11 protein-coding genes are annotated in these 11,831 nt (G+C 62.4%); 5 read left to right on the forward strand and 6 right to left on the reverse strand.

Annotated features, from left to right (window positions below; genetic code table 11):
- Nucleotides 1-53: 53 nt before the first annotated feature.
- Both AB4Z51_RS05165 and AB4Z51_RS05170 read right to left on the reverse strand, forming a co-directional pair.
- A complete protein-coding gene (locus AB4Z51_RS05165; RefSeq protein WP_094976882.1) occupies nt 54-326 on the reverse strand; it encodes a DUF2312 domain-containing protein in 273 nt (90 codons plus the stop codon).
- A 199-nt stretch (nt 327-525) separates the two neighbouring features.
- Nucleotides 526-828: a DUF1244 domain-containing protein gene (locus AB4Z51_RS05170; RefSeq protein WP_028154102.1), complete on the reverse strand. Its 303-nt coding sequence runs from the start codon at nt 826-828 to the stop codon at nt 526-528.
- 180 nt (nt 829-1,008) lie between these two features.
- On the opposite strand from AB4Z51_RS05170, the gene AB4Z51_RS05175 reads away from it, so the two are divergent.
- Both AB4Z51_RS05175 and pyk read left to right on the forward strand, forming a co-directional pair.
- A complete protein-coding gene (locus AB4Z51_RS05175) occupies nt 1,009-1,608 on the forward strand; it encodes a DUF1036 domain-containing protein (RefSeq protein ID WP_085400831.1) in 600 nt (199 codons plus the stop codon).
- Complete coding sequence (pyk, locus tag AB4Z51_RS05180) at nt 1,605-3,041, forward strand: pyruvate kinase (protein ID WP_063981106.1); 1,437 nt, start codon at nt 1,605-1,607, stop codon at nt 3,039-3,041. Before AB4Z51_RS05175 ends, pyk begins: the two co-directional genes overlap by 4 nt.
- A 150-nt stretch (nt 3,042-3,191) precedes the next feature.
- Here the strand turns inward: pyk and AB4Z51_RS05185 are convergent, their stop codons facing one another.
- Entirely contained in the window at nt 3,192-3,872 is a 681-nt protein-coding gene (locus tag AB4Z51_RS05185; RefSeq protein ID WP_071909750.1) for a TetR/AcrR family transcriptional regulator, read from the reverse strand.
- 450 nt (nt 3,873-4,322) lie between these two features.
- On the reverse strand, nt 4,323-4,487 hold the full coding sequence (locus AB4Z51_RS05190; protein ID WP_014492421.1) for a Flp family type IVb pilin: 165 nt from the start codon (nt 4,485-4,487) through the stop codon (nt 4,323-4,325).
- A gap of 399 nt (nt 4,488-4,886) precedes the next feature.
- Between AB4Z51_RS05190 and AB4Z51_RS05195 the strand changes: the two genes are divergently transcribed.
- Both AB4Z51_RS05195 and AB4Z51_RS05200 read left to right on the forward strand, forming a co-directional pair.
- Entirely contained in the window at nt 4,887-6,374 is a 1,488-nt protein-coding gene (locus tag AB4Z51_RS05195; protein WP_441497128.1) for a hypothetical protein, read from the forward strand.
- 237 nt (nt 6,375-6,611) lie between these two features.
- Nucleotides 6,612-6,890 (forward strand): hypothetical protein, encoded by a 279-nt coding sequence (locus tag AB4Z51_RS05200; RefSeq protein ID WP_135216425.1) that lies wholly within the window; start codon nt 6,612-6,614, stop codon nt 6,888-6,890.
- A 235-nt stretch (nt 6,891-7,125) separates the two neighbouring features.
- Here AB4Z51_RS05200 and AB4Z51_RS05205 read toward each other — a convergent pair whose 3' ends face one another.
- Complete coding sequence (locus AB4Z51_RS05205; RefSeq protein ID WP_075019313.1) at nt 7,126-7,572, reverse strand: bleomycin resistance protein; 447 nt, start codon at nt 7,570-7,572, stop codon at nt 7,126-7,128.
- Nucleotides 7,573-7,871: 299 nt separating this feature from the next.
- On the opposite strand from AB4Z51_RS05205, the gene AB4Z51_RS05210 reads away from it, so the two are divergent.
- Nucleotides 7,872-9,653 carry an adenylate/guanylate cyclase domain-containing protein gene (locus AB4Z51_RS05210; RefSeq protein ID WP_223153860.1) on the forward strand — a complete coding sequence of 594 codons (1,782 nt, stop codon included), beginning with the start codon at nt 7,872-7,874 and terminating at the stop codon, nt 9,651-9,653.
- A gap of 189 nt (nt 9,654-9,842) precedes the next feature.
- Here the strand turns inward: AB4Z51_RS05210 and AB4Z51_RS05215 are convergent, their stop codons facing one another.
- Entirely contained in the window at nt 9,843-11,633 is a 1,791-nt protein-coding gene (locus AB4Z51_RS05215; protein WP_441497129.1) for a tetratricopeptide repeat protein, read from the reverse strand.
- Between the last annotated feature and the right edge of the window lie 198 nt (nt 11,634-11,831).

Consider the following 11,831-nt stretch of genomic DNA (forward strand, 5'->3'; position numbering starts at 1 on the left):
GATTTCGCTGCGCTCCATCCGGGCTACGGCAGCAGTGCTAGAGGCGCATCGCCTCAGAGCATCCCCAGCGCCTGCATATAGGTCTCGAGGATGGTCTCGGCCTCGGCGCGCTCGTTCGGGTCCTGCTTGCGCATGCGCACGATGGTGCGCAGTGCCTTGACGTCGTAGCCATTGCCCTTGCTCTCGGCATAGACGTCGCGGATGTCGTCGGAGATCGCCTTCTTCTCTTCCTCCAGCCGCTCGATGCGCTCGATGATGGATTTGAGCTGGTCCTTGGCAAATTTCGTCGCGGGCTCGTCGTCGCGGACGGCGGCGGTGGTGGCCATCTTGGTACTCCAAATGGAACTGGCAAAACGAGGTGACGCCGGCATCCTCACCGCGCGTGCTGCCAGAACCCTTAGGGTTGGCGCCGACTGCGTTCAAGCAAGCATCGCGCTCGTCCACAGCGCGCCCACACCTTCCTGCGGCGAGGCCAAGAAAGAAGTTGTGTGGTGCGACTCACCGCCGGACTGCCGGCGAGGCCGTTCAGTGCCCGGGGTGAACCTTCTTCATCGCCTCGACCTGCTCGGGCGTGGCCGTGCCCTGGTATTTCGACTTCCAGGTCTCGTAGGGCATGCCGTAGACGGCCTCACGGCTCTCGTCCTTGCTTAAGCTCACGCCCTGCGCGTCGGCGGCGTCCTTGAGCCAGTTCGACAGGCAGTTGCGGCAGAAGCCGGCCAGATTCATCAGATCGATGTTCTGGACGTCGGTCCGCGTCTTCAGATGATCGACCAGGCGCCGGAAAGCGGCCGCTTCGAGCTCCGTTCTGGTTTTGTCGTCGATTGCCATGGCTGGATCCCTTCGGCCTGAATTGGTTCTGCCCCCGATGGGGGTCACCCTTACGGGATCAGGTGGGCCCTTGTCACAGATTTTGCCATATCACGGCGCAAACGGCGCCAGAGCCAACCCGAAGGCCGGTTCCCCGGCCCTACGCCAAATCGTCAATCATCTGGTATACGTTCCGCGACAATGATCGCCGAATCTCCCCGCGTCCCCCTTCGCCTGCTAGCCCGGTTGGTCCCGGTGCTGGTGGTTGGCCTGCTGTGCCTCTGGGCCAGCCCGGCCTCCGCCGACTTCCGGCTTTGCAACAACACCTCGAGCCGGGTCGGCATTGCGCTCGGCTACAAGGACGCCGAGGGCTGGACCACCGAGGGCTGGTGGAACATCTCGTCCCGCTCCTGCGAGACCCTGCTGCGGGGAACGCTGGTCGCCCGCTACTATTACATCTACGCGATCGACTACGACCGCGGCGGCGAATGGTCGGGCCAGGCCTTCATGTGCTCGCGCGACAAGGAATTCACCATCCGCGGCACCGAGGATTGCCTCGCGCGCGGCTACGACCGGACCGGCTATTTCGAGGTCGATACCGGCGAGCAGCGGGCCTGGACGGTTCAGCTCACCGACGCCAACGAGCAGCCGTCACAGCAGCAGCGCGTGCCCGGCCTGCCGGGCCCTGTCGGCCCGGGTGGTGGCGTTCCGGGTTTGCCCAATAGTCCGCCCGGTGGTACGCCCCCCGCCGCGCCTGGCCTTCCGCCAGCCCCCTCGCCACCGTCTGGAAATAAGCCATGAGGCGTCTTCGCCGTATCAAGATTCTCGCGACCCTGGGACCTGCCTCTTCGGACCTCGCGATGATCCGCCGCCTGTTCGAGGCCGGCGCCGATCTGTTCCGCATCAACATGAGCCACACCCCGCATGACAAGATGCGGGAGCTGGTCGCGACGATCCGCAACGTCGAGAGCAGTTATGGCCGGCCGATCGGCATCCTGGTCGATCTCCAGGGCCCGAAGCTTAGGCTCGGCGCCTTCGCCGAAGGCGCGGTCCAGCTCCAGAACGGCCAGATCTTCACGCTCGATTCCGACAAGACGCCGGGCGATGCCACGCGCGTCAATCTCCCGCATCCGGAGATCCTGGCAGCACTCAGGCCCGGCCATTCGCTGCTGCTCGACGACGGCAAGGTGCGCCTGATCGCGGAGGAGACCTCGAAGGAGCACGCGGTGACGCGTGTCGTGGTCGGCGGCCGGATGTCCGACCGGAAGGGCGTCAGCCTGCCCGACACCGATTTGCCGGTCTCGGCGATGACGCCGAAGGACCGCGCCGACCTCGAGGCCGCGCTGGTGACCGGCGTCGACTGGATCGCGCTGTCCTTCGTGCAGCGCGCCGACGACGTGATCGAGGCCAAGAAGATGATCCGCGGCCGCGCCGCGGTCATGGCCAAGATCGAGAAGCCGCAGGCGATCGACCGCCTCGCCGACATCATCGAGGCCTCCGACGCGCTGATGGTGGCGCGCGGCGACCTCGGCGTCGAGCTGCCGCTGGAACGCGTGCCGAGCCTGCAGAAGCAGATGACGCGCATGGCGCGCCGCGCCGGCAAGCCGGTGGTGATCGCGACCCAGATGCTGGAATCGATGATCCAGTCGCCGGTGCCGACCCGCGCCGAGGTCTCGGACGTCGCCACCGCCGTCTATGAAGGCGCCGACGCCATCATGCTGTCGGCGGAATCGGCGGCCGGCAAATTCCCGGTCGAGGCGGTCTCGACCATGAACCGCATCGGCGAAGAGGTCGAGCGCGACCCGATTTATCGTTCCGTGCTCACCGCACAGCGCCCCGCGCCGGAATCCACCGCCGGCGACGCCATCGCGGACGCCGCCCGCCAGATCGCCGAGACGCTCGACCTGCCGGCCCTGATCTGCTGGACCAGCTCGGGCTCGACCGCGGTGCGCGTCGCGCGCGAGCGGCCGAAGCCGCCGATCGTGGCGATCACGCCCAACATCGCGGCCGGACGCCGGCTGGCGGTGGTCTGGGGCGTGCATTGCGTGGTGGCGGAAGACGCGCGCGACCAGGACGACATGGTGAGCCGCGCCGGCCAGATCGCCTTCCGCGACGGTTTTGTCCGCGCCGGCCAGCGCGTGATCATCGTCGCCGGCGTGCCGCTCGGCATTCCCGGCACCACCAACATGGTGCGCATCGCCTCGGTCGGCCCCGAGGGCGGCGCGGATATCTAGCCGGCCGGAGCCCGGCAAACAAAAAAGACGAAAACAACCCCATGCACAGTAGCCGGCGTTGCCGGCGAAGGTGCTCGGGTTTTGCGGAAAGGCGCGCTCGGGCAATGACCTGAGCGGAATCAGGTCTCGGCCCCGGCCGCGACCTGCTCTTCAGGCCCCGACCAGCGCTTTCGCGGTCGGCAGCAGCGTCTGCTGCACCACCAGACCGCGGGCGCGGGCGTCCATCACGCCGACGGCGCGCAGGGCCAGCAGCGTCACGGTCTGCACCGCATCGCGCATCCTGGCGGGATCGTCGAGATTGTCGGGCGCGAGCGGCCCGACCAGGGCCTCATGCAGCGCCCCCAACAGCGCGGTGGCCGCCAGCGCGGTATCCTGCGCCGGCAAATGGCCGGCACGCACGGCGGCGTCGATCCGCGCGGCGATCTCGCCGGCGATCTCGCGGCGACTGGCCAGGCGGGACGCGCTGACATCGACGTCGACCGGCTCGGCCAGGATGCCCCAGGCCAGCCTGCGCTGCGACAGCGTATGGACCGCCACGGTGGTGACGGCCGCCGCCAGCGCCGAGGATGGGCCGGGCGCGGCATCAGCCGCCCGGCGGATCGCCGCGAGCTCGTCGCGCGACACCTCGGCAATCAATTCGGAGATCAGCTCGGACTTGGACGGGAAGTAGCGGTAGACCGTTCCGGCCGCGACACTGGCCCGGACCGCAACCGGCGCGATCTGCACCGCCGCCATCCCGCCTTCCGCCGCAGCTTCCCGCGCCGCAGCAAGGATCGCACTGCGCCTGGCCGCAAGGCGCTTCACCACTTGATGCGTTCGCCGATAAACCATGGCGCGCTTCCTGTCCCACACGCCAGCCGCACGCCCCGCGCGGCCGAACGCGTCGTCCCTGCAATAGATGCAAATCGTCCCGCAAGGACTGAACAACTATTCAAAGTGAATGACAAGATGCAAATGCGTAGAACGTCACGCCGGACGGACGGGAGCGCCAAGCCTGGCGACACCAGCTGGCGGGCTTTGAAGAAGAACGTGCCGRGAAGCTTGCCTGCGGGCCATCCTTCGAGACGCCCGCCTCCGGCGGGCCCTCAAGGATGAGGTCGCGTTTCGCGGCAAGATATCAGACCCTCATGGTGAGGAGCCCGCCAAAGCGGGCATCTCCGGACGATGCTCTGCATCGCCGGGCCAACCATGCAGGCCGAGCAGCCTCCGGCTCACTCCACCGCCCAAAAGAAAAGAGCCCCGTCCGGGACGGGGCTCTCGAAACTCTCAGATCGTCCGGTCTTACTTGAGGCTGGACGAGATCGAGCCGAACTTGGTGTTCAGCGAGCTGCCGAGGTTGTTGACGACGGTGATGATCGCCAGCGCGATGCCGGCAGCGATCAGGCCGTATTCAATGGCGGTGGCGCCGGATTCGTCCTTCACGAAACGCGAAACGAGGTTCTTCATAGACTGCTCCCAAAGAGTACACGTGGCTTACAAATAGTCTGGTCTTCTCGGCTTCCCAGCGCCGCCCGACCATGGAACCGAACCTAGAGGCAAAGAATTGCGCCGCAGTTAATTCGACTGCGGAAACACGAAGCGGATTGCACGTATTCGACGATGGTAAAGGAGAATTGAAAACAATCCGTTAAATCGTAGCTATCCGCGGCAATGCCGCGGAGGCGCGATTTACCCGAAGTTATGACCGCGCATGGTCCAATGCCGCCCGCTCGGCCTGAAGCACGACGAGATGAATCGTTCATCGCGCTTCAGGTTATTGTTTGAGCATGATCTTCTCGGAAAACCGCTACACACTTTTCCGGATCATGCTCCGGCCGACAAGAACAAACAGGACGACGAGGCGGCATGTCCCTTTCCTTTGCCAACAGCATTGCGATGCAGAGCCGCGCGCGAGCACTGCTGCCGCTCTGCGTCGGTGCCGGCACCTATCTGTTCTTCCTCTTCGTCGGCGACACGCTGCTTCAGGACTCCGACTCGTTCTGGCAGATCAAGATCGGGCAATGGATCCTCGATCACGGCGCCCTGCCCTACACCGACTTCTATTCTTTCACGCGCCCGGGGGAATCCTGGATCTCGACGTCGTGGCTGTCGCAGGTGCTGTTCGCCTGCTCCTACGCGCAATGGGGCTGGGCAGGTCCGGTCATCCTCACCGCGACCGGGATGGCGCTCACCGCTGCGGTCTTCGTCTATCTGCTCGACGCACAGATCGAGGCGCCGCGCGCGGTGCTGTTCGCGATGCTGGCGCTGCTGCTGTCGATCCATCACGTGTTGGCCCGTCCGCATATCCTGGCGCTGCCCGTCATGGTGACGTGGGTCGGCCTGCTGATGGCGGCGGCCAACCGCAGAAGCGCGCCGTCCTGGTATTGGCTGCCGCTGATGGCGCTCTGGGCGAATCTGCATGGCGGCTTCGTGCTGGGCCTCGCACTGATCGGTCCGATCTCGCTCGAAGCGGTCGAGCATGCCGAGAAGGGACAGCGGCTGAAGCTGTTCATCCGCTGGGTGCTGTTCGGCGTCGGCGCGCTGATCGCTGCCTGCTGCACGCCTTACGGCTGGCGGACGCTGATGGGCGCGACCAACATCCTCAGCCTCGGCGAATTGCTGTCACTGATCTTCGAATGGATGCCGGCGAACTTTGCCACCTTCACCGGGTTCGAAGGCGCACTGCTCGGCCTGATCGCGCTCGGCTATTATCGCGGCCTCGTGCTGTCGGCGCCGCGGATCTTCCTGATCCTGTTCCTGACCTGGAGCGCGCTGACCCATGTCAGGAATATCGAGGCCTTCGCCTTCCTGGTGCCGCTGGTGCTGGCAAAGCCGCTCGGCGAGATGTTCCCGCGCCCGCCGGCGGACACAGCCGGCGCCGACCGCTGGCCGGCCCGCTATGTCACCGCGCTCGGCGCGCTCATGATCGTGGCCGCGAGCTGGACCTCGACCTCGCTCTACATGGGACACCATCGCTTCACGTTCACGATGACGCAGACGCCGGTTGCGGCGGTCGACCTGCTCGAAAAACTCGGGGTGAAGCGCATCTTCAACGCCTATCAGTTCGGCGGCTATCTGATCTCGCGCGACGTCCCTGTTTACGTCGACGGCCGCGCCGAGCTCTATGGCGAAAAATTCGTCATGGACTTCTTCAAGGCGACGGAAGGCAAGAAGCCCGAGCTGCTGCCGCGCCTGCTCGACCAGTACAAGATCGACGCGACGCTATTGGTCGCCGATGCGCCGGGCCCGCAAATCCTCGATCAAATCAAGGGCTGGAAGCGGATCTATACGGATGACATCGCCGTCATTCATGTGCGGGACAATGCGGACGGCGCGGCGCTGCCGTCGAAGTGAGGACGTAGCTTCAGGCGTGTCCTCTCGGATGCGACGTTCGCTTGAAGATGTGAAGCGGACTCAGGCGCGCACTCCGGCCATTTCGCCGTTTGACCCAAGGCGGTCGTCAAGCGGCAATGTCAATTGCTGTTATTCGACTTATGCGCCCGGAGTCAGGATAGCAGCGATGACAAAGGCTCGCGCGGTTCTCGCATGAGTTTGAACCATCTGCCTCGTGTCAACGACCAAGAGCCATTCATGTTCGACGATCTGATGACCCTCCTGGTTATTCTGTCCTTCGGCTTTCCCGCCATTCCATGGTTTTTGGGTGCGCGATGGGGGTCGAGAGGAGTTTGGCTCAGTACAGGATTTGCCGTAGTCATCCTGCTATGTTTTTTTCCAATAGTGTTTTGGGTTGCATGCGGTGCCTGTGGGCAGGGCGCGATAGCCATCTTCGTGCTGGGGCCGATCTGGATTGCTTCGGCATTGCTTACGGTCACTTCGGCGGCGTTCGCTTACTACAAATTCGCGCGCTGATTTCCGCAAGACCGCGAAGGCGCTGGGGGTAACGATACCGCCCACGCTGGGCATCGCAGACGAAGTGATTGAGCAAAGCATCAGCGAAGTCCGCTTGTGGCCCATCAACGAAGTGGCGACACCTTTCATTGAGGTCCGCTTGGTGGCGTAGAGCGGACTGACTTTACTCACTCTGCGTTCTTCGCATTTCGACCCTTAGCGGACAATCTCCAAGTGGGATTGCTGGGTCGAAAAGCTATCTTTTTCCCARGTCTTGCGCGAAACGCAGAAGGTAGCCGTCGGGGTCCTGCACCAAAAACTGCCTGTTGCCTCGCTCCTCACCGGCGATCCGATACCAAGCATCGTGACATTCCCTGAAGAGCGGCCATTGTGCCTTTTCCAAAGCATCGAGAAGTGGCGCGACGGAGCCGACAAAGATTTGGAAGTTGATACCGCGCCCCAGTGGTCGTTCTAAAGCACCAGTTTGCCAATGGCCGCTGTGCTGTCTGAGCATGACCTGCGCACCCTGAAACTCCAGGTACACAAATCGACTTTCAGGCCGCTGATAGGCGATACGGAAACCAAGGAGGTCGCACCAAAAGGTCGTGCTCTGYTTGAGGTCGAACACATCCATTTCAGGGACCAAGTGAGCAAAACCGCCAGTCGGTAATCTGTCTTCTGACACAGCCATAGCCTGCAACATCCTCACTCGTGTCGTGCTCGCAAAAGATCGACCCAATTCTGATGATGGGCAATTCTAACATATCTTCCCGTGTTGGGACTGTCTGATAGACAAGCGGCTGTCGAGGCGATGTCTGCTTTTGGCCCGTATGAGACCTGGCGAGGGGTACTAAAGATGTCCGCTCACTGGGGCTGACCGGAAGTCGTCTCGGGAGAACCAAACCGACGCGATTGACCCAACTCGGACATTGGTCCTGGCCGGACACCAGCCCACGATGCTGCTATGATGGACATCTAGCTTCCCGAGCCCGGGGGTGCGTCTTGAGCAGCGAGCCCGTCGAGCGGCGACTGACGGCTATCCTGGCGGCGGATGTCGCCGGTTATAGCCGCTTGATTGGTGCCGACGAGGAAGGCACGCTGGCGCAACTGAAGGCTTTTAGAAAAGCGCTTGTCGACCCCACAATCGCCAAACATCGCGGCCGCATCGTCAAGACCACTGGCGACGGTATGCTGGTCGAATTTGCCAGTGCCGTCGATGCAACGCGATGCGCCATCGAAGTTCAGCGCGGCATGGCTGACGAGAACACGGAGATACCCCAGGCCGAGCGGATCGAGTTCCGCATCGGCATCCATCTGGGAGACGTCATCATCGACGACAACGATATCTTCGGCGATGGCGTCAATATTGCAGCGCGGCTCGAAAGCATCGCTGTGCCGGGAGGCATTTCGATCTCTCGTGCTGTTCACGATCAGGTCCGTGACCGGATCAATGTGTGTTTTGACGACAAGGGCGAGATCGCGCTGAAGAACATCGCGCGACCGGTGCAAGTGTTCGCGGTTTCTGGCGCGAAGGAATCGAAAACGACAGTTTCGCCAGAATCGAAGCCAGCCCTTGCCCTTCCTGATAAGCCCTCCATCGCTGTTCTGTCATTCACCAACATGAGCGGTGATCCGGAACAGGACTACTTTGCTGATGGAATGGCCGAAGACGTCATCACGGCGCTGTCTCATTTCAAGGCGCTGTTCGTCATCGCCCGCAATTCGAGCTTCACTTACAAGGGGCGCGCCGTCGACGTGAAGCAGATTGGACGCGAGCTTGGGGTGCGCTACGTGCTGGAAGGCAGCGTTCGCAAAGTGGCAAACCGAGTGCGCATCACAGGACAGCTCGTCGATAGCGCCACCGGAGCCCATCTTTGGGCAGATCGGTTTGATGGTGGCCTCGGCGACATCTTCGCTCTGCAGGACCAGGTGACCGAGAGCGTTGTCGGGGCGATCGCGCCAGCGGTGGAAAAAGCCGAGATCGAGCGTGCCAAGCGCAAGCCGACCGAGAGTCTCGACGCCTATGCCCTCTACTTGCGCGGTTTGGCCGGATTTTATCAGTTTGCCAACCGGCAAGCTAACGACGAGGCATTGCGCCTGTTCAACAGTGCGATTGAGCTCGACCCAGACTTTGCGTCCGCCTACGGTCGTGCCGCCTCTTGCCACGTCTATGCAAAGGGCGAAGGCTGGATTTCAAACACAGCGAACGAGATTGCCGAAGTGACGAGGCTCGCTCGGCGGGCGGTCGAGTTGGGCAAGGACGACGCGATCGCGCTCGCCGCGAGCGGGTGGGCGTTAGCGTATGTTGTTCGCGATCTCGGGGTAGGCGCCGCCTTAATCGATCGCGCGCTTGTGCTCAATTCCAATTCTGCCGACGCATGGTATTGCGGCGGCTGGGTGAAACTCTGGCTCGGTGAACCGGAACTGGCGATCGAGCGCTTCGCGCATGCCATGCGTCTGAACCCACTTGATCCGTGGGCGATGGCAATGCGAAGCGGGACCGCGCATGCACATTTCTTCCTGGGCCGCTATGACGAGGCAGCATCGTGGGCGGCAATGGCATTGCAGGACAAACCGGACCATCAAGCGGGATTACGCATCGACGCCGCAAGCAACGCAATGGCCGGACGGCCGGAGCAGGCACGTAAGGCAGTGGCTCGGCTGCGGCAACTAAATCCCGCGCTACATGTTTCCACTCTCAAACACGTGCTGGGCCCTTATCGGCGTGCCGAAGACGTCTCGCGATATGAAGAAGGATTGCGGCAAGCCGGGATGCCCGAGTGACCGTCGCAGCCAAGGATTTCGCCCGTGGCGACGAGGTGGACGAATAGAGATGCCGTTTGCTGCAGTGCATGAGTCTGCTTGTGGCCCGAAGCCGAAACTCGCCCGAACACGTGTCATGTCGGCTGTCGGAGGTAAACCAGACGCCTAAGCAGCTTGGCGTCTACCGCCGCTTCTGACCCGTCTCCGACATCACCCCTCTGGCACCCCGGCCATGCGCATGCCCTCACAGAAGCGCTCGCGTCCAGCGAGGTAAGTCGGATGGTCGCTCGGCACGTTGGCGCGGAAGCGGGAGATAGTGAAAGTCGGGTCGAGCGCAAGCCCTGCTTGGGCCGCGGATCGCGCCTCATCAAGCTGACCGAGGTGCGCTAGCGCGGTGGCAAGATAGATGTGCGCGCGTGGATGATTTCGGTTGATCTCGACCGAGCGACGGAACCGTGCGACCGCCTCCTGATCGGCGCCGAACTGCAGCTTGGCGAAGCCCGCGAACATCATCCAAACAAAAGCCTCCGTATCACGAGGACTGAGGCGGAGTGCCTCTTGGACATGGGCCTCAGTCTCCTCGCCGCGACCGAGAAGATACTTGGCGCGACCAATGTAGGCGTGCGCATTAGCTAGGTTTCGATCCAGCGCCAATGCCTGCTCGCATTCAGCAATGCCTTGGGCCGCGCGGTTTGTGAACATTTTGATGTTTCCGAGAAGCCAGTGGGCGCGTGCGTGCTGGGGGGCCAGGGACAGAGCCTTGATCAAGGCCGTCTCAGCCGCTGCGAGACGCGCGGCCCGCTCAACGGTCAAAGCCATGCCAACAGCTGCCGCATCAACAACTGCCAATCCGACCAGCGCTTCGACATTTTTGGGATCGAGCGCCAAGGCGCGTTCAAAAAAGCTGCGCGATTGCGCAAGATACTCGGAAGTCCTTCCCTTGTTTAAGCAAGCCATGCCCTGGAAAATAAAATCCATCGCATCGGGATGCAGCGAACGCTCCGCCCGCCGCGCCTCAGCTTCAACAAGTTGAGTATTTAGCGTGTTGGCGAGCCTCGATACGATTTCGTCCTGCATATCGAATAGATCAGCGACTGGCTTATCGAACCGTTCGGCCCACAGGTGTTTGCCAGTCTCGGCGTCGATCAGCTGAACATTCACGCGAAGCCGGTTGCCACCACGCTGCACCGAGCCCTCCAGTACGTAGCGGACGTTTAACTCGCGCCCGATCTGCTTGAGATCAACCGCTTTGCCTTTGAACGTAAATGCGGTGTGTCGGCCAATCACGAATGAGCCATTGATGCGCGACAAGTCTGTGGTCAGGCTCTCGGTCACGCCGTCAACGAAATAGTCTTGCTCGGGATCGCCACCAATATTCGCAAACGGCAGCACCACCATGGACAGACGCGGCGCTGAAAGCGAGCTTGGCGTCGTGCTGCCGACATTTGTCACCGGGCTAAGTCCCTCTCGGGCCACGGCATAGGCTCGGATCGGACGAGCAATATTCTTGAGGTTCTGCTCGCCCAGATCGGTGAACTCAACCCCGACCTTGCCTCGGACTTGATCGTAGGCAGAAGACGAGATGCAGATGCCGCCGGGTTCTGCGATGCTCTCAAGTCTCGCCGCGACGTTGACGCCATCTCCAAAGATGTCATGGGGCTCGACAATTACGTCGCCGATATTGACGCCCACGCGCAAAGCAATGCGTCTGTCTTCCGCGTCACCAATTGTAAGTTCCTTGATGCGGGTTTGAAACTGAACAGCAGCCCGAACCGCTTGGACCGCACTCGGAAAGTCCGCCAAGAACCCGTCTCCGGTGTTCTTCACCACGCGGCCACCGTGCTCGGCGATACTCGGTTCAACAGCGTCCGCTAGGAGTGCCGTCAGTTTGGCATGCGTCGTTTCTTCGTCATGGTGCATGAGCCGCGAATAGCCAGCCACGTCGGCGGCCAATATCGCCGACAACCTGCGCTCGACCCGGACCGGCCGCTCTTCTGCCATGGCACGCTATCCAACCCACAGCACACTGTATGACGGATCAGACGGCAGTGCCAAGCACGCCTTGACGGGATGCCAGGGGTTGATGTCGGCTCTTGGCCCATCAGCGAAGTGGCGAGACCTTTCATTGAGGTCCGCTTGGTGGGGTAGAGCGCACTGACTTTGCCCGCTCTGCGTTCTTCGCATTTTGATCCGTAGCGG

The organism is Bradyrhizobium sp. 2TAF36, assembly GCF_052114925.1.
Lineage (GTDB): Bacteria > Pseudomonadota > Alphaproteobacteria > Rhizobiales > Xanthobacteraceae > Bradyrhizobium > Bradyrhizobium barranii.